Origin of the sequence: Plantactinospora mayteni (assembly GCF_016862935.1) — a bacterium.
Lineage (GTDB): Bacteria > Actinomycetota > Actinomycetes > Mycobacteriales > Micromonosporaceae > Plantactinospora > Plantactinospora mayteni.
Genome location: NZ_BONX01000080.1, coordinates 1 through 22,804, shown reverse-complemented (window position 1 = coordinate 22,804; position 22,804 = coordinate 1). Strand labels below are relative to the sequence as shown.

General features: G+C 68.3%; 18 protein-coding genes. 11 read left to right on the top strand and 7 right to left on the bottom strand.

What is annotated here, in order from left to right; translation table 11 throughout:
• Window positions 1-243: 243 nt before the first annotated feature.
• The 3 genes from Pma05_RS43695 to Pma05_RS40850 form a co-directional block, all read right to left on the bottom strand.
• Window positions 244-3,984, bottom strand: a complete 3,741-nt coding sequence (locus tag Pma05_RS43695; RefSeq protein WP_203862917.1) for an RICIN domain-containing protein — start codon at window positions 3,982-3,984, stop codon at window positions 244-246.
• 174 nt (window positions 3,985-4,158) lie between these two features.
• A complete protein-coding gene (locus Pma05_RS40855) occupies window positions 4,159-6,954 on the bottom strand; it encodes an AfsR/SARP family transcriptional regulator (RefSeq protein WP_203862916.1) in 2,796 nt (931 codons plus the stop codon).
• A 340-nt stretch (window positions 6,955-7,294) separates the two neighbouring features.
• A complete protein-coding gene (locus Pma05_RS40850) occupies window positions 7,295-7,903 on the bottom strand; it encodes a TipAS antibiotic-recognition domain-containing protein (RefSeq protein ID WP_203862915.1) in 609 nt (202 codons plus the stop codon).
• 736 nt (window positions 7,904-8,639) lie between these two features.
• Here Pma05_RS40850 and Pma05_RS43245 point away from each other — a divergent pair.
• The 7 genes from Pma05_RS43245 (at window position 8,640) to Pma05_RS40820 (ending at window position 14,009) form a co-directional block, all read left to right on the top strand.
• Complete coding sequence (locus Pma05_RS43245; RefSeq protein ID WP_239314162.1) at window positions 8,640-8,933, top strand: hypothetical protein; 294 nt, start codon at window positions 8,640-8,642, stop codon at window positions 8,931-8,933.
• On the top strand, window positions 8,917-9,147 hold the full coding sequence (locus tag Pma05_RS43240; RefSeq protein WP_239314161.1) for a hypothetical protein: 231 nt from the start codon (window positions 8,917-8,919) through the stop codon (window positions 9,145-9,147). Before Pma05_RS43245 ends, Pma05_RS43240 begins: the two co-directional genes overlap by 17 nt.
• A 138-nt stretch (window positions 9,148-9,285) precedes the next feature.
• Entirely contained in the window at window positions 9,286-9,987 is a 702-nt protein-coding gene (locus tag Pma05_RS40840; RefSeq protein ID WP_203862914.1) for a Crp/Fnr family transcriptional regulator, read from the top strand.
• A gap of 35 nt (window positions 9,988-10,022) precedes the next feature.
• A complete protein-coding gene (locus Pma05_RS40835; RefSeq protein ID WP_203862913.1) occupies window positions 10,023-10,625 on the top strand; it encodes a hypothetical protein in 603 nt (200 codons plus the stop codon).
• A 176-nt stretch (window positions 10,626-10,801) separates the two neighbouring features.
• Window positions 10,802-12,835: a hypothetical protein gene (locus tag Pma05_RS40830; protein WP_203862912.1), complete on the top strand. Its 2,034-nt coding sequence runs from the start codon at window positions 10,802-10,804 to the stop codon at window positions 12,833-12,835.
• A gap of 29 nt (window positions 12,836-12,864) precedes the next feature.
• Window positions 12,865-13,506, top strand: a complete 642-nt coding sequence (locus tag Pma05_RS40825; protein WP_203862911.1) for a hypothetical protein — start codon at window positions 12,865-12,867, stop codon at window positions 13,504-13,506.
• The gene (locus Pma05_RS40820) at window positions 13,503-14,009 is read left to right on the top strand and encodes a Pycsar system effector family protein (RefSeq protein ID WP_486357913.1); all 507 of its coding nucleotides are present in this window, start codon (window positions 13,503-13,505) and stop codon (window positions 14,007-14,009) included. The genes Pma05_RS40825 and Pma05_RS40820 overlap by 4 nt, the downstream gene beginning before the upstream one ends.
• On the opposite strand, the gene Pma05_RS43690 is transcribed toward Pma05_RS40820, so the two are convergent.
• Together Pma05_RS43690 and Pma05_RS43685 are read right to left on the bottom strand one after the other, a co-directional pair.
• A complete protein-coding gene (locus Pma05_RS43690) occupies window positions 13,959-14,492 on the bottom strand; it encodes an ISAs1 family transposase (protein ID WP_275414827.1) in 534 nt (177 codons plus the stop codon). The two genes, Pma05_RS40820 and Pma05_RS43690, sit on opposite strands and share 51 nt — an antisense overlap.
• Complete coding sequence (locus tag Pma05_RS43685) at window positions 14,383-15,168, bottom strand: ISAs1 family transposase (RefSeq protein ID WP_275414826.1); 786 nt, start codon at window positions 15,166-15,168, stop codon at window positions 14,383-14,385. Before Pma05_RS43685 ends, Pma05_RS43690 begins: the two co-directional genes overlap by 110 nt.
• 168 nt (window positions 15,169-15,336) lie before the next feature.
• Between Pma05_RS43685 and Pma05_RS40810 the strand changes: the two genes are divergently transcribed.
• The 3 genes from Pma05_RS40810 (at window position 15,337) to Pma05_RS40800 (ending at window position 17,700) form a co-directional block, all read left to right on the top strand.
• The gene (locus Pma05_RS40810) at window positions 15,337-15,489 is read left to right on the top strand and encodes a hypothetical protein (protein ID WP_203862909.1); all 153 of its coding nucleotides are present in this window, start codon (window positions 15,337-15,339) and stop codon (window positions 15,487-15,489) included.
• A 556-nt stretch (window positions 15,490-16,045) separates the two neighbouring features.
• On the top strand, window positions 16,046-16,522 hold the full coding sequence (locus tag Pma05_RS40805; RefSeq protein ID WP_203862908.1) for a hypothetical protein: 477 nt from the start codon (window positions 16,046-16,048) through the stop codon (window positions 16,520-16,522).
• Window positions 16,519-17,700, top strand: coding sequence for a M48 family metalloprotease (locus tag Pma05_RS40800; protein WP_203862907.1), 1,182 nt, complete (start codon window positions 16,519-16,521; stop codon window positions 17,698-17,700). Before Pma05_RS40805 ends, Pma05_RS40800 begins: the two co-directional genes overlap by 4 nt.
• A 508-nt stretch (window positions 17,701-18,208) precedes the next feature.
• On the opposite strand, the gene Pma05_RS40795 is transcribed toward Pma05_RS40800, so the two are convergent.
• A protein-coding gene (locus Pma05_RS40795; RefSeq protein WP_203862906.1) for an IS5 family transposase occupies window positions 18,209-19,047 on the bottom strand; the annotation gives its coding sequence in 2 pieces (ribosomal slippage) (window positions 18,209-18,948 and window positions 18,948-19,047; 840 coding nt in all).
• Window positions 19,048-19,700: 653 nt separating this feature from the next.
• On the opposite strand from Pma05_RS40795, the gene Pma05_RS40790 reads away from it, so the two are divergent.
• Window positions 19,701-19,892, top strand: coding sequence for a hypothetical protein (locus tag Pma05_RS40790; RefSeq protein WP_203862905.1), 192 nt, complete (start codon window positions 19,701-19,703; stop codon window positions 19,890-19,892).
• 484 nt (window positions 19,893-20,376) lie between these two features.
• Here the strand turns inward: Pma05_RS40790 and Pma05_RS40785 are convergent, their stop codons facing one another.
• On the bottom strand, window positions 20,377-22,416 hold the full coding sequence (locus Pma05_RS40785; protein WP_203862904.1) for a hypothetical protein: 2,040 nt from the start codon (window positions 22,414-22,416) through the stop codon (window positions 20,377-20,379).
• Window positions 22,417-22,804 lie beyond the last annotated feature (388 nt).

Here is a 22,804-nt window from a genome sequence, read left to right as displayed (position 1 = left end):
TCGGCAGCGCGCCGGTGCCGGCAAGGGTGCTGCCCAGGGTGCCGCCGCCGGCCGCGACCGCCCAGAATGGACCAGGTGAACGGCACGGGCCGGCGGCGGGTCACCAGCCGGTTGGGGTGGGCCACCGGAGCGCATGCCGGTGATCGTCAGGTTGCGGTAGTTCGCCCTGCCGCGGCCGGCAGCACCGCCGCCGCGACGGCGGTCACCACAACCACCGCCGTCGCGCCGTCCGCCGCGCTACCGTCACGGCTCCACCTGGAGCGTGAACTGCGCCTCCGGCGGGGGCGTCGCCGCACAGGGCGCCTGCACGATCTGCGCCCCGTTGGCCAGGCTGCCGCCGCTGACCCGGAGGCACTTGTCGCTGTGCAGTACCCGGAGCTGCACCACAGGGGCGTATCCGCCGCCCGACACCAGCTCCGGCTGGAACTGCTGATTCGGCTTCGTCACGCCGGGGGCGGGGCAGTCGTACTGCAACACCGGCGTGTTGTCGAGCAGGCTCCAATCCTTGAGGTCCACGCACTTCACGGCCGCCGTCCGAATGTGGAAGTACGGCGACGCGCCTGCCTGTTCGAAGCTGAACTGCTCCCAGGCAGCCGTACCGACGCAGTCCCGCTGGTCGATCACCACGTTGTTGGCCGTGCTCCCACCTGGTACCTCGAGACACTTGCCGCTGTGCACCGGGTAGATCCGGTACTTTCGGCCCAGGTCGAGATGCAGGGTCGGCGTGGCGTCGCTGACGTACCCCTCCCAATTGGTCCGCGCCTCGGCGAAGCCAGTACCGGTCGACGGGAAGGTTACGAGGCGCCGGGTACCGCCGCCGATGTCGTACAGGGATGCGATGTCGGCCCGTCCGTCCCCGTCGAAGTCACCGGCGGCCAGGGTGCCTCGGGTGGCGTCGAACCCGCCCGCGCCACTGCTCCACCAGGTGGCCGCCGTCCATGTACCGGCCTGGTTGGCGATGGTGACCAGCCGGGCGGTCGCGGCGCCGTCGTCGACGAGCGCGACCACCTCAGCCAGGCCCGCCGCGTCCCCATCCACGTTCGCGGCGACGAACCGGGCCCGCCCGGCGTCGAGGGCGCCGGCACCGCTGTCCCAGCGCTGTACCGGAGCACCGAACGCCCCAGCGGCGGAGGCGTGCACCATCAGCCGCGCCCGGTCGCCGCCGGAGTCGTGCACGTCAGCGATGTCGGTGACACCGTCGCCGTCGAAGTCGCCGGCGACCAGATTGGCGCCGGCCAGCCCGGGCCCGCCCGCACCGCTGTCCCAGTGCACCACCGGAGCGGCGAAGCCGACCCGGTCCGAGCGGAACGTCCAGAGCTTGACCTGGTTGCCGGCAAGCCCCTGGTACGCGGCCAGGTCATCGTCACCGTCGCCGTCGAAGTCACCGGCGACCACCTTCAGGTGGCTCAGCCGGAAGCCGCCCCCGGTCCACACCGGCTCGCTCGCCGCCGAGAAGCGGTTACCGTCGGAGCGGAGCAGGAAGAGCCGGACCATCTCGTCGGCGTCCTCCCGGAAGATCGCCAGGTCGGTGCGCCCGTCCCCGTCGAAGTCGCCGGCCGCGCTACGAACCAGGTCGGCGGGGAAACCCCCGCTGGTGTCGGTGTCCCAGCCAATGTAGTAGCCGGGGTGGAAGCCATCCGGCGCGGCGAGCAGGTTCCACACCGCGGTCCGGCCGTACCCGTGGTCCACCAGGGTCGTCACGTCGGCGAGCCGGTCGCCGTTGACGTCGCCCCGCACCGGCGGGTCCGACACGGTCCGCGCCCGCGCGACCAGCTCGTACGCGGGGCTGAGTGGGCTGCTGTTGCCGGCCCGGTCGATCGCACGTGCGTACAGGGTCCGACGGATGTCGCCGGTCTCGCCCGGCCCCGAGGGCCACAGGGTGATCGGCACACTGGCCCGCCCGTCCGCCCCGGCGGCCACCCACATGGTGGTGATGTCCGGGCTGAAGCCGTACCGGTACCCGGAGACATCGGTCTCCGCCCTGCCCGGACCGAAGGTCACCGTACCGGCCTCGCCGACGGCGACGACCGGGGTCGGGCCCGGATAGTCGGTCGACGACACCGTTGGCGGGGCTGGCCGGGCGGTGTCGACGGTGAAGTAGCAGCGGTCGCCGTACTCGCCGGCCAGGCCGGCGCTGCTGCTGCGGACCCGGTAGCTGAAGACTGTTCCGGGCGAGTCGGTGGGCAGGGTCCCGGCCGGCACCGGGGACCAGCGCACCACCGTACCGGGGGTGCCGGACGCGCTGACGGTGGTAAGCACCGTCTCCCCGGAGAGGATCTCCAGTTCGTTGGTGAGGTTGTCGCCGTCCCGGTCGTAGCCGACCCCGGACAAGCTCGGGGTGGCGGTGTTCAGCACGGTCGGGGCGGCGGCGGTGCCGCACCGGGTCGGCGGCACCGTGGAGACACCGGTCGGTTTCTCCGGCGGGGTGTCGTACTCCATGTTCAGCCGGGCGGTGGACGGGTCGAACCGCTTCCAGTAGGTGCCGCTGCCTTCGGAAGCGCCCGGTATGCGGAGCCCGAAGGTGACCGCCTCCTGTGGTCCGTTGGGGCCCCGAACCGCCTGCTGCACCACCGGGGTGATGGTGTCCGGATCGAGCCCGAACTCCATCAGCATTGGCGGCTGGCCGCAGGCCGACTTGTTGGCCTTCCCCGCCTTGGTGTAGAGCGCCTTGCCGCCGAGCCAGTGGTTTCCGCTGTTGCTCCAGGTCAGCGCGACAGCGGGATCGATCGACTTGGTCTGCCACAGCTCGACGCTGGTATCCGAGCAGCTCGCGCTGTGGGTCATCGAGATCGAGACCCAGGCGCGGGAGACCGTCGCGCCGGGCAGCCTCGCGACCCGCATCTGAAAGAACGTCCGCCACGGACCGTTTTCGCTGGCTGCCAGGCCGTACACCGCGCCGACCCGCATGTCCTCCCGGTAGTGGTCGTCAACCCAGTACGCGGTGCCGCCGGCATCCGCGTTGACCATCGTCCACCGGTACTGGGCGGCGCTGTACGCGGGGTCGAGGTAGACCGGGTACTGGGTGTCCGCCCCGGTCAGCAACTCCCGGTCCGGGACGACCACCAGCTCGCCCGGGTTCACCTCCAGGTCCATCACCCGCTTTCGGCCCGCCGTCGACGGCTCCGGCCCGACTGCGCCGCCCGGCTCGGCGCCACTCGCCCGAGTGGCGGGCTCGGCGCCGCTGGCCCGGGTGGCTGACTCGGCGGCCGGCGCCGGGGTGCTGTCCCACATCAGCGGTGGCGCTGAGGTGAAGACCGGACGACCGGTCGAGTCCACGGCTGCGCTGCTGCCGTCCGCGCCCGCCCGCAGCGTCAACCCGCGGGTCTGGGTGCCGAACCGGATCCGTCGCAGCGCCGGGTTCCGTGCCGCCTCCGCGTTCTTCACTATGAGGACCTGTGAGAAGCCCAGCGGGTTGACCCGCACCCGCAGGTCCACCCCGGGCAGCACCTCGGGGTACGTCGCGACGTCGCCGGCCAGGACCGGCGCTGGCAGTGCCTCCGGCCAGAAGAGCGCGAGTTCGGCACCGTCCCGCTCGGCGGTGACCAGAGGGCCGGACCCGCCTCCGGAGAGTCGCAGCCCGATCGGGGTGGCCGCCGGTGCCACCCGCCCGTCCGCGTCCCGGACCAACTGGGTGTCGATCGCCACCCACTGCCCGTCGCGGCGGGCCCGAACCGGCAGCACGTACTGTTCGAGACTACGGGTACCAGACGGGTTCGCGAAGACCCGCGACGTCTCAGTACGCTCACCGACGATCTCCACCGGCACACCGGTAAGGCGCGCCGTATTGGCCGCCCGGGCGGCCTCGGTCGCGCCGCCGGCACCACCTGCGGGCGTGGCTCCGGCCGCCGGTACGGCAGACAGCGGCGCGGGCCCGCCGGTGTGCGCGGCGGGCCCCGACAGCCGACCCGGTGGCGCGGCGGAGCCGATCACGAGTGCCGCCACAAGTGTCATCGACCAACCGGTGGTTCCGGCCCAGAATGTCATCGTGCCCTCCGCTGCGCCGTCGGCATCCAGCCCGGCCGGCGTCGGCGCAGGTCCTGACACGGGCAGCAACGAGAGTGCCAACCGACCGCACATTTTCCGCACAGGTCCGCACGGGCACCGGCGGCATGCGAAGGGAATCACCCGGGACGGCGGGCGACTCGTTTGCGCGGGAAGTCAGGCGTCGAGTTTCTGTCGGACCGTGCCGGCATCGGGATGGCCGAGCTCGGCGAGGAGGGCCAGGGCGCGCCGCCAGGCGGCGGTGGCCGCGTCCTGGTCGCCCCGCGCGAGGTGAGTGTCGCCGAGGTGGTGCAGGGCTTCGGCCTCTTGGAACCGGTCGCCCTCCTCCCGGAACAGCTCGATGGCCTCCTGGTAGCGATCGATGGCCGCAGCGTGGTCGCCGAGCTGGTGGTGGATGTAGCCGAGGCTGTCCAGGGTGCTGGCCGCGCTGCGCCGGTCGTCCAGCTCTCGCTGGATGACGAGTGCCGCGTGGCAGTGGGTGAGCGCTGGCCGGTGGTTGCCGAGCAGCGTGTGGCACCAGCCGACACTGTTGAGGGCTCTGGCCTGCCCGATCCGGTCATCCGCCTGCCGGAAGTGGTCGAGCGCCCGCTGGCTGTGGCTCAGTGCTCCGTGGTGCTGGCCCTCCCGCTCCAGCACCCAGCCGATGCCGTGGTGGGTGTTCGCCTGTCCGATGTGGTCGTCGAGCGCACGGTAGTGGTCGAGGGCGTGTTCGAGCTGGTCGAGCGCGTCCTGGTGACGCGCGAGCCGGGCGTAGGCGAAGCCGAGGCCGCGATGTGCATCAGCCTGCCCGACCCGATCGCCGAGCCGTCGCGCGGCGGTCAGCGCGACCTGCTCGCTGGCGACCCAGTCCAGCCAGTGCCCCTGGCGCTGGAAGAAGTCCGACAGCGCCCAGGCCAACGGCCCAGCATGATCATCCATGCGATGCTCGGCGACCCACCGGGTGGCGGCCAGTAACACCCGATGCTCCGCGGTGAGCCAGGCGACCGCCCCCGGGCCGTCGGTGAGCGGCTCGGGCGTGACGCCCGACGGCGGTGGGGGCAGCGTGATCGGCTCCCGGGTGGAGTTCAGCAGCAACCCGGCCGTGTACGCGGTATGCAGGTAGTGCCCGAGCAGCCGGGTCAGCGACGCGCGCCGGTCCGCCGCAGGGTCGAGGGCGTGGGCGAGTTCGGCGGCGTACGTGCGCAGCAGGTCGTGGAAGGCGTACCGACCGGGTACGCGCTCGGTGAGCAGATGGGCCTTGGCCAGCGCTCCCAGCAGCGGGCGTACCCGGTCGACCGGAAGTGCGACGAGACTGGCCACGGCCGGTGCGGCGATGTCCGGGCCGGGATGCAGGCCGAGCAGCCGGAACACCCGGGCTGCCGGAGCCGACAGAGCGTGGTAGGACCAGGAGAAAACGGCCCGGACGTCGGTGGCCGGGTCATCGCTGGCGAACGGGTCCAGACTGCCGGAGGCGGTACGCAGCTCGGCGGCGATGGCGGCGAGCGGGAAGTCAGGGCGGCTGCCCGTACGGGCGGCGACGATCGCCAGGGCGAGCGGCAACCGGGCACAACCGGCGATGATCTCGTCCACTGCGTTCGGTTCCGCCGCCGCCCGCCGCTCACCCAACCGGTCGACGAGCATCCGGCGGCCCTCGGCCAGGGTGGGCAGGTCCACCGTCACCGGGTGGGCCCCTTCGGCCGCGACCAGACCGGCGAGCTGGTCGCGGCTGGTCACCACTGCCAGACAACCCGGCGTACCGGGAAGCAGGGGACGTACCTGCTCGGCGTCCCGGGCGTTGTCCAGCACCACCAGCATCCGCCGTCCGGCGAGCAGACTGCGGTATAGCGCGGCCTGGGCGTCGGGGTACGCGGGGATCTGGTTGGGCGGCATACCCAGCGCGTTCAGGAAGCCGCGGACTGCGTCGTACGGGCTCACCACCGCGCCGCCCGGGTCGAAGCCCCGCAGGTTCACATACAACTGCCCGTCCGGGAACCGCTCGGCCACCCGATGGGCCCAGTGCGCCGCCAAGGTGGTCTTGCCGATTCCCGGAGAACCTGTCAGGACGGCGATCACCAGCGCCTCCGGCCGTTCCCCGTCGAGAGCTCCCAACAGTGCGTCGAGCGCGGCGAGATACTCGGTACGTCCGGCGAAGGCGGCGATGTCCGCCGGTAGCTGCCGTGGCACCGGCAGCGTGACCTGTACCGAGTCGCGGATGGGCGGCGGGTCGAGTGTCGGATCGGCGGCGAGAATCCGCTGGTGCAGGTCCTGCAATGCCTGGCCCGGCAGGACACCCAGCTCGCGGGTGAGCACCTGGTAGGCCGCACGGTACGCGGCCAGCGCGGCCGACCGCCGCCCGCACCGGTACTGGGCGAGCATCAACTGGGCCCACAACTCTTCCCACATCGGGTACGACCGCAGCAGCGGATCGAGTTCCGCCGCTACCTGCTCGTGGCAGCGCTCGGCCAGGGCAGCATCGGCCCACTGCCGTACGATGTGCAGCCGGCGCTGGTCCAGCCGATCGACCTCCACCGCGAGGTAGGGCCCGCCGGTCAGCCCCGCCAGCGCAGGTCCACGCCACAGATCAAGTGCACTGCGCATGCGGCGCATCGCGGTGGCGGTATCGACCCGGACGAGCGCCTGCTCCCCCTCGGCGGCAAGCTCCTCGAAACTGGTCAGATCCAGCTCGCCGGTCCTCACCTCCAGGCGGTATCCATGCTGGTCGGTCGAGACGCGGGATCCGGCCTCCCCGGCGTCGAGGAACAGGGCGCGCAGTCCGGCAACGTAGGTACGCAGGTTGGACTCCGCGGCGCGCGGCGATTTCGCCCACAGCGCCTCGTCAAGCTGGCCGACGGTCACCACGTGGTTGGCGCGGAGCAGCAGAGCCGCCACCAGGGCGGAGCGTTTGGCACCGCCGAGCCGTAGCACCTGACCGTGGCTGACCACCTCCAGTTGACCCAGCAGCCGAAATTCCACGCCAACCCTCCGGTGTCACGACGCGCGGCGGATGCCGGTCCAACAGCCTCCCGGGCCCCCACCCTGGTGTCGGATCATATGCTCGCCCCCAGCCGCTGGTGATCTCCATCGTCAGGCGTCGAGGTTGCGGAACTTCGGGCGTCACGACGTTTGCGCGCGACTCCAGCCGGGAAATCTCGATCATGCGAGGCAACAGTAGTTGTACTACTATTTCAGTCAACCTGGGCTTCGTAATCGGCCGGGCAGACCGTCGGCACAGCATGCGCGTTTTGCGTTTGATACCACCCCGGTATCGCACTTCGCGCAGTAACCGTGTTCCCACAAGAACAGGACCCGCGTTCTACTGCCAGGTGGCGGTGTGGGGGTCGATGCGGTGGGCGCGCGCGTTGGCGTCGATGATACGACGGAACCAACTGGCAAGGCCGGCGCGGATGCCGTCGTAGTGGGCGGCGAATGCCGGATCCGCCTCGAACATGCGGCCGAGACAGACCTGCATCTGCCCGGTGAGGGGAAAGTACGAGGAAAAGACTTCGCGGTGCCGCTCGACGAGTTGGTTCGCTTCCGGGCTGCCAGGTGTGTAGAAGGCCCGCTCGAACTCGCCCACGACCACCGCATCGAACCCTCGGCCGGGATCGGCCAGGGCTTCCAGCAACCGCGCGGCTTGCGGGCGACGTGGCCAGGGCACCTGCCGGGAAAAACCGACGTCGAAGAACTCGGCCACGATCACGCCCCGCCCGTCGATCACCTCCTCGGCAAAGTCGCGCTGCCACCGCGCCGACGACAGCCGATCCTGGAACTCCCGGGTCGACATCCGCCCATAGAAGGCGAACCGTATGCCCACGGGATCTGGTGGTGTCGGGCGCCGCGCCCGCAGGCGGCCTCGCCGGTCCGGCTGCCGGAGCCACCAGCCGAGCAGGTCAGGACCGTCCAACTCCGGCGCATACCGCATCAGAACCCTCCCCATGTCGAGGCTTCACTAACAGCCGCAGCCGTCGATATGGATAGACAACGATGCGGCCCTCCGCAGGACTCGGCCACTCGCACGATCGTCGGCCTGACCTCCCCCGCTCAGAGGGGGTTGCCGTGCATTTAGGGTGACGCGAGGTACCTCCGGCGCGGCACCAGCCGCTACTACACCGTCAGGGCGATGTCATCGCGACGGGCTGGGCAGGCGGGCGAACCCCGCCTCTGCGCGTCGACCTGTGCGCCTTCAACTGGACGTCGGCCTTATGCGAGCGGCGGATGCCTCGCCGACCCGATCGTTGACCTGTTGAACAAGATCGTCATGTGCTTGACCACGAGCCGGCTGACGGTCGAGGAATCTTGAACAAGATCGCGACGGGTGTGAGCGTGTCCGCCGAGAGCAGCTCTCGGCGTCCTGCTTGAGGCCGTGGAGTGCGTCGTGGGCAGCGCGTGTTCAAGGGCGCGGCCTCGGAGTGGGCGCGGCAGGCCCTCAGCGCCTTGAACAGCCTGACCACGGATTGCACACCTCGGCTCGGGGTGTCGGCGACTGAGGCCGGGGCGCATTGACGGGCATCGGCGAGGTCGGGGTGAACACGGGTCGAGACCGCTTGAACAAGATCGCGAGTGTTCATGATCTGTTCAAGGCGCCTGGTGGCGTGGTGGCACAGCGCCGACCGGCACTCCCGCCGGACGGCACACGGTCATCACGAGGGAGCACCACCATGGACCGTCGTAACCCCGCTACCGAGCCGGCCGTCTCCCGGCGCGGCGAGACGCTGCTCAACGACATCGAGTACCGATTCCGGCTGATGGGGCAGGGACCGAGCCCTCTGTCAGTGGACGGCCGCAGCCTCGGTCAGGGCCTACCCCGGCGGCGTATCGCCCTGCCCGAGCTGTCGGCGATCCTCATGCACCCGTCCTGCGGCTACACCGCACGGGACACGGCGTGGCGGCTGCTGGTGCAGCGTGCCCGTACCGGCGACCCGGCGTGGCGTACCGGTGCGGGGCGGAGCTGATCGGCGCGACCTACCTGGAAAAGGTCACCTCACCGCGTACGCCGAACGTACCGGCCAGGCCCGCTGGAACCTGTACAAGCGGCGCACGGCCGCCGTGGCCCGGCTGAAGGCCGCCGTCGAGTCCGGTGAGCTGTCCGACCCGTACGTCGACGCGGTCACCGAAGCCACCGCGACGGTGGTGCTCAACGTGCCCGCCGCCCGGAAGCGCCTCTGATTAGCATGCCTGAGCTGCGGCTCTTCAGTCCGAGGCTCGCGACGTCGCCAATGGTGACGATGCGGAACCGCCCATGCCCGGCAACGCTGCCGGTCCGCCTCCGCCGCCCGTTTCGACTGTCGGCGATACATTTTGTGCATGCACGATAACGGTGAGTCCGGACTCGTCGCTCATCTCCCGCAGGACGAGTGGCACCGGGTGCAGCGCACCGGAATCCCCGTACGCTTCGAACCCCGCGACGTGCTCCTGCGCCAGGGCGACACCACCCAGCACGTGCACGTGGTCCTGGCCGGCTGCGTTAAGGTCGTACGGTCGGAGAGCGACGGCAGCCGCGCGATCCTGACGCTGCGGGCCGCCGGCGACGTCGTCGGCGACCTTGCCGCTGTCGACCTGCAACCCCGCTCGGCCACGGTCACCGCCGTCACCACCACGGTCACCCGGCTGCTGACCGGCCCGCAGTTCCGGCGTTTCCTGACCCGGCCCACGTTCGCCGCAGGCTTCGCGACCTACACGGTGAGCCGACTGCGCACCTCGGATGCCCAGCGCACGGCACTGGCCGTACTGCCCGTGCGGGAGCGGCTGGCCCGGGCGCTGATCCAGCTCGACCGGGAGAGCCGGCGTGCCGATGGGCGGGCCGCGATCCGGCTGTCCCAGGCGGAACTCGCCGAACTGGTCGGCGCCTCGCGCAACGCGGTCGTCGCCGAGCTGACCGCCCTGCGCGAGGCCGGCATCGTCGCCACCGGACGGCGCGAGATCACCATCGTGGACCCGGCGGCGCTGAGCGGCCGGTCACACGGTTTCCGCCCAGAACTGGGCAGAGAACCGCGCGGTCCCGGCTGACGCTGAGGGGGTCCCGTCCTCGAGAAAGGACTCCTGTGGAACACATCCCGTTCGCACGATCGATCGATCTGCCGCCGTACCGGGCGATCCTGGCGGTGGACGCCAAGGGTTTCACCGCCGAACCGGGCAGCACCCAGGAGGCGATCAGCAAAAAGCTGCTCGACCTCGTGGGCGATGCCCTAAACGGCGCCGGGCTGCGGGCCGAATGGGAACGCCCGGCGTTCCTCGGCCCGACCGGCGACGGCTTCGCCGTCGGGCTCCCGACGCGCGTCCTGCCATACCTGGTGGACCCGTTCCCGCGCTTGCTCCAGGAACGCCTCGCCGAGCACAACCGCCAGACTCGGGCGCACCTTCAGTTGCGGGTCAGCCTGCACGTCGGGCCGCTGCCAGCCGACCCAGAGAATCCCCACTGGACCGGCAATGGCGACCCGCGCAACGACACGCACCGCCTGCTCGATTCCGCGCCGGTGAAGGCAGTGCTCGCCGCGGCCAGCCCGCGCGTGACATTCGTGGCCTGCATCTTCTCCGACCGTGTCTTCGAGGACGTCATCGCCGCCGGGTACGCCGGAATGCAGCCCGACCGCTGCCTCCCGGTCACGGCGACGGTCGACGGCAAGGCGTTCAGCCGGCAGGCGTAGCTCCACCTCCCGGAGGTCTCCGGGAACTTGCTCGCCGTGATGCCGGCCGGGCCCCCGCCTCCGCCGATAGCGGGGAAGCCCGTACGGCCTCGGATCTCCGGGCCGCAGGTGAAGCGGAACGACGGCCAGGTCGCCACCACGGTGGAGAGCATGACGCAGCACCGGGGTGGTGACCGATGACGACCGACCCGATCGAGCCCTTGGACCCGGACATCGACGAGTCCTACGCCGATGACATCGACGATGGCCCCTACGTCGACGAGAACAGCGGCCAGGTCGCCTCACACGTCGGCCGCGACATGGTGCAGAACGTCCACAACTGGCTCGGGCGCTACCAGGCCGCCCGGGAGCTCTCCGACGCCTTCGTGCAGGAGACGATCGCAACCTTCGTGGAGCGCGTCTACGGCCCGGGCGGGTTGTCCAGGGAAGCGGCGGCCGGGATCCTGCGGGAACGGCGTCACGTCCTGCTGGTGGCTGACCCCGGCACTGGACGGCGGACCGCCGCGGTGGGGCTGCTCGGCGGTGTTCCCACGCCCCGGCGAGAGATCCCGATCGACGACGACGAGCAGCGGCTCCTGCCCGTTGACGAGGTGCCGTGGTCGTCGTACGGCCGCTGCGCCTACCTGCTCACGGTGCCGCCCGACAGCCGCAATGGGCGGTTGCGCGAGCTGCTCATCGCCTACCGAGAGGCCGTGGAGAAGCGGGACTCGTACCTCGTCGTCCTGCTTGACCAGAAGATCCTTGAAAGGCCAGAGGATGTCCCGGGGTTCACCGTCCTCACGGTCACCGCTCCCCTACCGAAGGAACTGCTGAGCCGGCTGCTGGACGACCAGGGCGCTCAGCTGGACGTGGACACGCTCCTCAGGACGCCACCGCTACCGGCGATGCTGGAGAGCGCTACCCCGGCCCAGATCGCGAGGTTGTCCCGCCGGATCAGGGCCGCGGCGAACGATCCGCAGGAGCCGCTGGCCGAGATCGCCCGCAAGGCGGTCAAGGCCTACCAGAACTGGGACGAAGAACTGGTCGACTGGTTCGGGAGGAACACCGATCCGCGGACCCGGCTCTTCCTCATCGCCCTGGCCTTCCTGCAAGGAGGACAGGCCACCAACGTCCTGCACGCCATGGAGAAGCTCGCCGAGAAACTGGCGGAACCGGCGAACGTACGCGGCGGCATCGGCGCTCCGGGAATCCGACAGCTCGCGAAGAACGTCAGCGCCCGGATCGACGACCAGCACCGGATCTTCTTCACCCTGCCGTCCTACGACGTCGCGATCCTGCGTTACGTGCACGGCGATCATTCCAAGGCCTTCCGTACGCGCCTCTGGAGCTGGGCGTCCGACCTGCCGATGCGCCGCGGTGGTTCCCCGAACGCCCGCATCGCCGGCCGGGTGGCCTCGGCCATGCTCGCCGTGACCCTAGCGCTCCCCGGGGCCGACGCGCCCGAGGTACGCACCTTGACCGAACGGTGGTGGGGTTACCAGACACTGCGGCCGCTGGTCGTCGACCTGATGACGGCGGTGGCGATGAGCCCCGAGGCCGGACCGGCGATGCGTGGTCGGCTCAACCAGTGGGCCGTCCAATCGGGAAGCCTGACGCTGCTCTGCGCGGTCGCCGCAGTCTGCGGCGGGGCGCTCGCCGACGCGTATCCGCAGGCGGTGCTGACCCGGCTGAACAATCTGGCCGGGCGAGGGATCGACGCCGTTACCGACGGGGTCGTGGCGGCCGTGCGGTCGCTCTGGGAGCGACCGCTGCACCGGCAGGCGACGCTGCACCGGGTCGTCGACTGGGCGGCCGGGCAGGACCAGCGGCACGACACGGGGCTGCGTGCTCTGGCTGCGATCTCCGAAACCCGGGACCGGGCCGGGTTCCTCCTCGCCGAGCTGGCTGGCGACGCGGACCTCCAGGCCGGACTGGTACACGCCTTCGTTCTTCTCTTCACGGCCGAAGGGCCGCAGGGCGAGTTGCGCGAGGCGCTCTTCCGCTGGCTGAACGCGGCGGCTGAGGAACCCGTGTACGAAGACCTGATCACCGACCTGATGCTCCGCGCCGGCGGGACCGGCCAGGGCGCCAGCAGCCGCTTCGCCCGCATGTCCGACCTGCTCTACGACTGGCAGCCGTTGGCTCGCGACGCGGAGGCCCCGGCCGCCCGCGACATGCGTGACCGGCTAAACGAGCGGCTGCACCGCGCGAACCCGCTGGTCGCCGCATGAGCGAGAACTGGCGCGGCCGTCTGTCGGGCTTGTGGGCGAGACCCGAGGACCCCGCACAACCGATCACTTTCCCCGCCGAGCTGCGCAGCTGCCATCCACACGTCGCGTTCGACGCGACCTTCCAGTTCTGGTGGCAGGGCAACGCCCAAGCCGCCTTCTGGACGGCACGGCGGAAGATCACGGAGTGGGCCGACCAGGTGACCGCCCGATACTGCGTCACCCAGGCCGGCAACGCCGAGAACGAGATCAACACCCGCATCGTCAACGGCGTGCGCGTCCAGCTGGCGGTCAGCCCGCAAGCCCGTGCCGCCGCAGAAGCCATCCTGGAGATCGACCGGCAGACCGCCCTCGAACGCCTGAAGCATCGGGCCGAGCTGGAGCGGATCCGGTGCCTGCGGGAGAGCGTCTACTCCCGCCCCGACGTCGCCCGCAGCTACTGGCTCTACCACCATCCGGACCAGCTGAACGCGATGCTGGACATCGACTTCGAGGGGATCGCCGAGAAGTTCGGGGACGCCGGGGAGTCGCGGTTCCTGGTAATCGCCAAGTTGATCGGTGATTTCCTCGGACGCCTTGAGGACGGCGACCGCCGATACCTGGTCGGGCAGTTGGGGCAGCTCTTCTCCTCGTACAACCGGCCCGATCTGGCGGAACGGCTGGACGCCTCATGAGGGAAGCGGGACGAGCCTCCCTGCAACAGGCGAACGAGATGATCCGCTTCGCCGACATGAAGGCGGCCGCCGTCCTGGCCGCCGCCGGGGTCCTGGCCGGGCAGCTGCCGTCCGCCCACGGCTCCTGGGCCAAGGTCGTCCTGCTCGTCGCCGGCGTCTGTGTCGTGCTCAGCGCATTGCTGGCGCTCTACACGCTGGCGCCGCGGCGGCAGGTGACGGCCGCGTGGTCGCTGCATTACCACGACAACGTCGCTCAGCGATACGGCGACGACCGGGACGCCTTCGTCGATGCCTGGCTGGAGGCGGCGGCTGACGAGGACGCGTTCGAGCGGGCGATCGCCGGGCAGATCTGGGCGGCGAACATGGTGGCGTACCGAAAGCTCACCCGGATTACCTGGTCCATCCGCGCCCTGGTAGTCGGCGTCGTGGCCCTCGCGGCCGTGGCCCCAGGGTCATTGCGTTGTCGGGTAGCTGCTGGTTACGGCGGTGATGAGGTCGTGTGAGCGGCGGTTGGCCTGTCGGGTTGCTCGGGCGATGTTGGTGGCGCCGGCGGTGCGGTGGTAGCCGATCGCGGTGTTACGCAGGGTCGCGATGACGGCGGGTCCGTTGCCTGTCCGGGCTTGGTGCTGGTCTTCACGGAACGTCACGTCCTTGACGTGGTGCAGGCGGTTTTCGATGTGCCAGTGCCGGCGGATCCAGGTCTGCAGGTCGACCGGGAGGGCCTGTCCGGCGGGCAGCGAGACGGTCAGGTAGGCCGCTTCACGGCTGGTTTTATCCGCGACGATGCGGGTGCGGGTGATCCGGACGGCTTGTTGCGCGTGCGGGAAGCCGATGCCGCCGGGCGTGGCGACGGTGACAGCTTTAACGGTGCGAGTTTCACGGCGGCCGTGATCGCGGTCGCGGGTCCGGTTCCCGGCGGGGATCTGTGCCCATGGCAGCCGTTTGAGCTGCTTGAACAGGGTCGGCTGGTTGGCCTTGACCTGCACGAGCAGGTGCGCCCCGCGGCGGGCGATCTCGTCGGCGTGGCCGGTCTGGGTATGCAGTGGCGTCCGCGGTGAACAGCACCCCGGCCAAGGTGCCGAGCACGGCTTCGACAGCGTCGAGCAGTGGGCCGAAGGCGGGAATCTCGTTGCTCTTGGTATCGATGGTGATCTGGGCAAGGACGATGCCGGTACTGGTGTCCAGCGCGGACAGCAGGTGGACCTGGCGGCCATCGATACGGGAACCTCGCAGGGTTTTACCGTCGACGGCGATCACCATGCGGTATCGCCGGGGCGGTGTCGGCCCGGATGGGGTACGGGCGCGTAGCCAGTCGGCGAGAACCGCCGTGAGCAGGCCCGCGTCCAGACGGGTCAGCAACCGCCACACCGTCGTCCCGGCCGGTATCCCACGGGTGAACCCGAGCCGGGCCTGCATCTGTTCGTCGAGGTCGTGCAGCCAGTCGGTGATCGCCGCGAACGACGACGCTCCGGCGAGGACCGCGCACACGGCCACCGCAAGCAGCGCGGTCAGCGGATACCGCACACCACGCGGATCCCGAGGGTCCGGAACCGCAGCGAGCGCCAGCACCAGGCCGCCGCGCTCACCGTCGGTGACAGGCGTGGTCGCGATATGGCCGGTGGGTGCCGTTACAGCCAGTGCGGGAATGAGAGATGATGCCATCGGCGGGTGAGGTCCTCGGGGCGTTGTGTGGCGTAGAGAACTTCATGATCACCCGAGTGATCTCACCCGTCTCCACCGCCTCCACACAGGCCACTCACCGCACATAACACCAGCTCAGAAGCCAGTCAGCAGACTACGCAATCGCCCTGGCCGTGGCCCTCACCTGAGATGCTCCTGCTGATCCTGATGGTCGCCTTCGCCACCGTGGCCCTGATCAGCTTCTTCGGCGGCGACCGGACCGCAAATTGTACGATCTGGATAGCCGTAGGCGCCTTCCTCCTGGTCGGCCTGCTTCTCGTCATCGGCGCACAGGCCGGCTGACGATCGCCCCGGGGCTCTGGCCCACCAAGTGTGGAGGTGAGCAGGACCGCCGTCATGCTGCGGACTTCGTACCGACGACCGAGCACGGAGGCTCGTCGACTCAGCTCACAGTTCGCCCATGACCGCCGCGATCGCAGCTTACGGCCGGTGGGTGCCATCGCTGGGCCGATGCTGGTGGTTAGCCGGGCCGGTAGCGACCGCTTACGCTTCTCCCCGCCTCGGGCTTCAGTCGATCACCGCGTCCACTGCCCCAGGAGGAAACATCCTGGTCAATACCCGGATCGCCAGCCGACCTGGCAACCGATCCATGCCGCCGTGACGATGCGACTCACACCAGCCACCCGGAACGTCACAGTCCGCTAAGGACTGAGGGAGCACCATTGGGCGCAAACGTGTTGGCAAGGGGTCAACTCACGGCGGTGGCCGTCGGTATGCTCGTTGAGGACAATGCCTTTCGGCCGTACACCGGACCCGTTCCGGCTCCGCGAGGGCTGAGAGGGAGATGTCACTGGGGGGTCGCGTGTCGGAGGAGAATCACGGCGTGGAAGGTGCGACGGTGGAGACGTCCGGTCATTCACAAGTGGTCATTGTCGACTCGGCCGAGCTCGATGCGGTGCGGGAACTAGCGACCGCTCACGATGTCGGTGTGCGGGAGGTGCCACGCAGGGGCGTCGAGCCGCTGACCATGGTCACACTATTGCTCGTCGGTCCCGTTGTCGCCGTGAGCGCCGTCATCCGCGTTCTCGAACAACGACGGGGCGGACAAGTTATCGATCTCCGCAGGAATGCACCGAAGGCGTTCTACCGCACGCCGGACGTCCTGTACGGAATGGTGATCATCATCACCGCGAAAGGCAAGATCACGGTACGGGTCAGTACGCCCGAGACGATGTTCGACAAGGTCATCTCGTCCATGCCGGCTCTACTGTCCGACAGGGGCGGCCGAGCCGACGCGATCGCCCAGGCTGTCAGCGACAAATTCGGCCCATCCGTCGAGGTCTACAGTGATACCTCCGCGGATGGCGAGAAATGACCGACTCCGAAGCAGCGCAACGATTTCTCGAACAGCTGAGGGCGCAAACGAGAGCTGCGTTTGGGATTCCACCGGACCACTTCGACTACGGGTCATACCACGACGATGTGATCGAATCCGTCCTGAGCACCTGGACCCCTGAAGATCAACGCGATCAGCAGCTTCGAGCACGATTGGAGCAGGAGGTTCGAGGCATCCATAGCTACGACGAATACATGTCGGGTGTCCTCGCCAAAATGCAGGTCCACCTCGCGGAAATCGCGGCCAAAATTGTCAGTGGAGTCAGCCCGCCCACCATACACGTCGGTCATCTTGAGACCGGCCAGCTCAATGCAGCCAGCATCCTGGTTCCCGGGCACAACGATACCTATCTGGCGGTCTTCGAGGACCAGTTATGGATGTTTGCAAAATATCTCAGCACCGCCGTGGCACTGACCATCCCCGGCTACGACACACCCGACGGCATGTTCCAGTTGACGCTGGCAAATGACGACATCGCCGCACGGTTAAAAGACAATAAGGAAATCGGTGATCTTTTCGGCGCCGGAGTGCTGAACTATGTAGTCAAGGGAAAGTTTACGCCACAGGACTACCCGTTGTCGCCGGGGCACAGAAACTTCGCATATATGCTGGAGACAGGGCTCGAGTATTTCGTCCTCGCACACGAATACGGCCACGTCATCCTGTCTCACCCCGACGGTGCTACCCGATCTCGGAGTATGCTGCCGGTCAGCGACGTCGAGGCGCTAGCCTATTCATGGGGAGAAGAATACGACGCCGATCTGTTCGGCATGCTCCTGGCCTATCCAGCCTGCAGTAAGTATTTCAGACTTCCTTTTGAGATAACGTTCATGGGTATCAGCTTGTTCTTCGATGCGCTTGAGATCATCGACCGCGCCGTTGCACTCCTCGAAACCGGCGACGAGAACATCCTTCAGGTCGGATCTCACCCGCCCAGGGCGCTGCGTCTTAAGCATTTGCGAGCCAACCTCCCTCATCTCGTCGAGGCTCATCCAAGTATGAGCGACGACATCGAAGCGGCGTTGAAATTAGCCGATATCCAGCGTAAGGCGATCGACATGCTGTGGGAGCATTGTCGGCCGACCTTCGCCGGACTCCGGAAATACGCGGGAATACGCGCCCACCCCAAGTGGCGTATTTTCCGCAAGGAACCATGAGGGAACCGATTCAGAAACGGGCAACGGTCAACACCTCGTCTGTCATCTTTGCCGGACCCTTAGGCAGTTTAGGGACTCGAACAAATTCGAAGAAAGCGCCACGATCTTGAAAAATCTCGGCGACACCCATGTGCGAAGGCGGCGCCCAGCCCCAGGTCGCCACAGTGAAGAACGACATCCTCAGCGAGAATCTACAGAGGCATCAGTCGCTGCCGCTTGGAACGGTGTCGGGGTACGGGTCGAGTACAAAGGTAGGTACGGTTGCAAGTGCACACCGCGTCAGTCTCGATCTACGCACGGCGACTGGCCTCTCGAACATGGCGACGATCCAAGCCGGTGACGTCGCGTAAGGGGTTTGCTGAGGCCGAGCCGATCCTTCGATGTGCGGATCTGCCGAAAGTAGTGCGCCTATGCTCTTGAAGGGTCCCGGAGATCGGAGCGCTGTTCCGGATGACAAGTGATAACTGCATCGAGGCTGTTGCCGAATTAGTGAGTGTTTGAGAAGGGTCTACGCGGGCGGCTGGCTGTAGGTGCGGCGTTGTTGGCGGGCGGAGGGCGCGCCTTGGGTGAGGCGGCGGGTCATGGTGTTGATTGCGGCCCAGCGGATCATCGCCTCGGAGGTGGCGGGGTCGCGTTCGTAGTCGCGGGCGAGGCGGCGGTGGGCGGTGAGCCAGGCGAACGTTCGCTCGACCGGCCACCGTCGGGGGATCAGGATGAAGCCTTTCTGGCCTTTGGGTTTGCGGACGATGTGCAGGGTGGTTGCCAGGATTCTGGTGGCCCAGTCGACGAGGCGGCCGGCGAAGCCGCCGTCGGCGAGGACGAATCGGACCGGTGTGGTGAGGTAGAGGCTGAGCAGGGTGGTCTTGGCGCCGTCGCGGTCCTGGACGCTGGCGGCGCAGACCGTGACGACGAGGATGAGGCCGAGGGTGTCGGTGACGATGAACCGTTTGCGGCCGTTGATGTTCTTGCCGGCGTCGTAGCCGCGGCTGTCGGCGCTGACGGTGTCGGCGGCTTTGACGCTCTGGGAGTCGATGATTCCGGCGGACGGTTGGGGGTTGCGGCCCTGTTGTAGGCGGATCTGTTCGCGGAGGTGGTCGAGGATGCGTTGGGTGGTCTCGTCCTGTTCCCAACGGGTGAGGTACCAGTAGACGGTTTGCCATGGTGGGAAGTCGGTCGGGAGTTGCCGCCAGGAGCAGCCGGTGCGTACGACGTAGAGGATGGCGTCCACGATCGCCCGGCGGGGTGTTTCTCCGGCCGGCCGCCGGGGCGGGGTGGTGGGAGCAGGTCAGCGATGTGACGCCATTGGGCGTTGGTCAGGTCGGAGGGGTACCGACGCTTGCGGGGCATGCCGAGACCAACGAGGCATCCACGATCATCAGCCGCACACCGAGTCCGACCAGCCCCTTCTCAAACACTCACTGAACGAAGAAGCCCTATAAACGCAACCCTCATCAGTTGCCAAATAGACAGTGCGGACATGGGTGCTGACGGTCAGCATAATTGCAGGTCGGTGGCGATTCTGAATATGTAGTTGGGGTTCAACTCGGGCCTCGGACACCAGTTCTTGTGGAGTTCCACCAGACATGAACCAGATTCGATTCCGTACTGGTATCTGCCCTGCATACCTGCAATAACACATGATTCTGCGCGTCGGCGGGTTGGCGTCGCAGTCGGCGCGTTGCGACGTCTTCGCGGTTGGGCCGGTCATGACACCAACCCGCCGCCGCGACCGCGAGCGACTCATCGGCGTGCTCATACCGACCCCGCTACCCGACAGACCACGACCCGGTCCGGAGCCGATACCGGAGTTGCCCGCATCCCGTTCGCCAACGGCCGCCTCACCGGACGAGGTCTTGATCGGCATGGCGCGTCCGGACCGATCCGGTCGGATGACCGAACGCGGCCTGTTGGGAGCGTTGCGCTGGCCGCCGGGCCACCGCCTCGACATCCATCCGCACAGCGGAATGCTAGTGGTCGCGTCAGCGCCAGCCGGACAACACGTGGTGGGCAGCCGAGCGGAACTGCCGTTACCGGCCAGCGCCCGGCAGATGTGCGCGATAGTCCCTGGGCAGCCACTGCTGCTCGCCGCCCTGGTCGCCCACGATCTGCTGGTGATCCATCCGGCCAGTACCGTCACACGACTGCTGGCCGACCTCCACGCCCGGGCGATCGGTGGTCGTCGTGTCGGCTGATCCCGCCCGCGTCGCTGCTGCACGGCAGATGCTGGCCCATCTGGGCGTTACCCTCGCCGATTTGCAGTCCGAGTGTCGGCGTACGGGTCAACGTGCACAGCCAGGTACAGCTGAACGTGCACAGCGTCGTTCAGATGGCGGAGCAACATCAGAGCCTTCAACCGCCCGCGAGCCGGCCAGCGGATTCAGGGAGACCCGCAGGAACGGGCGGGCGGCCACCGTGACGTTCCGTTACCAGCGAGCCAGCATCGGCCGTATGGCGTATCGACTTCTGCCGATGAGCATGCGGCGCAGGGCCTGCCCTACGGCTGGCCCAGGGGGCGCTGGTGGGTTACTGAAAGGGCACCGGCAGAGCCCTGAGGGCAACTACTCATCTCACTCGTTAACCGGCTTCTCAACTCCGCACAGTAGTGTTTCGGGATAGGTTGCTAATCCAGCAGAGGGCATTGATTTGCTGCGGCTGAATCTTGCTGGGCCGCTGGCATCAATCGATGAGCAGTACCTCGGCGAGATCGCGCAGCATCTCCTGGTCGTTGGCGGCACCTCCGAACCGGCCACCCCGCCCGGGGCGGGCGAGCTCAGCGCGGATATGTGGCAATGCCGGTGCAGCGGCCGAGCCCATCCGTTTCAGGCAGGCCGCGACATGGTTGCCCGTCGCTGGGTTCTCCCGCCATGCCTGAAGCAGGGTGCTCAGCACGACTGGGGTTTCCCGCTCGCCACCGATGTCCCAGATCGCTGCGGCGGCGTGCACGCGATTCCACTCGTAGCTGTCCGCCAACAGTTCCCGCAGGCGGGGAAGCGCAGCCGCGGCAGGCGGACCGATCTGGCCGAGCACCTCGGCCGCCTCCCGAATCGCGAAGGTGTCGAGCAGTGCGAGACAGAGCGGCAGGACCTCGTCGCGGTCCCCGCCGATTGCCCAGAGCGTGCTGACAGCCTCGGACCTGGTCCACGTATCGTCGACGGCGACCAACGACCTGATCGCGGCAAGCGCGGGTGCCGCCGCCGGACCGAACGCCCGCAGCGCCGTCAGAGCGGCTTTCACCACGTCCCAGTTCTGCCGCTCGGTGCCGGCGGTAAGCGTCTCGGTGATTGTCGGCAGTGCGCCGGGGTCGCCGAGCTTGGCTAGAGCGGACAGGATGCCACCTGGGTTGGACGGCCACTCCTTGGACAGGTCGGCGTTGCTCAGCCGGTTACGCAGGCGGGGCACCAACTGATCTGCGGCCTGCGGCAGTGCTCCCGCCACCTGGACGGCGAGCCAGGCGTCGACGTCGCTGTACAGCGCCATCAGCAGGCTGGGGAGTGCCCGTACGTCCCCGAGCCGGGCCAAGGCCACGGCCGTCTTCTGGTGCAGCCGGCGCAAATGCCGTCGCGGAGTGGCCCACCCGTCCGGCCCATGGCCGGTGAGTAGGGCGGCCATGGTTTCCCGGGCTGGCTCTGCGATTGGATAGTGCTTCTCCAGCAGCGTTGCCGCTTCGGCAGCGACTTCGAGGTTGCTTGCGCCGAGTTGGGCGGCGATCAGCCGGATCAGGGCGCTGTGGTCACCACGCCAGCCTCCGACGAGATCGTCTGCCATCCGGATCGCGTCCAGCCGGACGCCGGGATCAGGACTGGCCAGTTGCTCGACCAGCAGGTCGGTGCGCTGCCCAACCCGTGCGTTCAGCAGTGCGTGCAGCGTTCGCAACAGATCCGTGGTCAGTGCGTACCGCCGGTTGATGCGGTCCAGATCCTCGAACGCGGCGGCGACGAACGGCGGCACATCCTCGGCCGGCGGCGCGACGGGCGGCGGCTCTGGCCACGGCTGCTCCGGCGGTACGGCGTCGGCGATCTCGCGCAACAGCCCGATTACCGCCGGTACGAGATCGTCGCTGATCGCGTCCGGAGCGCACCGGGCCTGGTGGATCAACGCGGCGAGCCGGAACTCTGGTTCACCGGCCGGGTCCGCGGCCAGGCCGGCGAGCCACGCTCGTGCGGCCGAAATGATCACCGGAAGCCGTTGGGCCAACGTGACCGTCGTCTGCGTCACCAGAAGGCGTTCGCGCAAGCAGAATTCCATCGCCGACCGGTCTTGAAGCAGGCCGAAGGCCCGGCTGGCATCGTCGAGGAACAGGCCAAGGCCGGGAATGGCAGCCTGACGCACCCGGCAGGTGGCATCCCCTGCAAGGTCAACGAACGCCTCTGCGTGTGCCCGCAGGAACGCCGCAGCGCCTACGAAGTCCGCGTCGACATATTCGATCTCGCATCGCTCGACCGATTCCTCGCCGATGCTGACCAGCAGCGCGACGATCTTGTCACGGTCTGGTGTGGCCAGATCACGGGCAAGCTCGAACAGGAACGGCAGGCTCGCCGTCGTGCTCGGGTAGACATCCCCTTGGTGGTGAACCTTGCCGTAGAAGTCGCGCAGTGCCAGGCCCCGTTCCTCGGCATCCGGAGACCGCAGTGCTTCCAGAAGCGCCGGCACCTCCTCGGCTGAACCGTAGGCATGACGCATCGACGCCCAGTCGACATCGCGAATCCCGCTGAACATGCACGGCACTATGGTCGGACCCACCGACATTTACGGCAGTCGGCCAACGCCGGAGCTGCCCAGCGACGACCTCTCATGCCGCCGTGCGGGCGTCACAGCCTCGAAGAACCTCGTCAGGTAGGCCGGCGGGTCAAGTTCGCTATCCACAATCAGCAAGACGCTTTCCGCTCCGTGTCCCGTTTGATCAACAACCGATACGCCTGATCGAGTCCCGCGAAACGATTCCGGTCCGCACAAGGCCGCGCTCCTCTGCCGCAGGCACCGGCATTCGAAGGGATGCCGGCGACCGGGCCTGTTGAAAGCGGTCCCCGGGCTCCCGCCGAACTGGGATTGTGGTCAGCTGGTGGAGTCGGGATCGGTATGGTCAGCCCACGCGTTCCACTCCTCT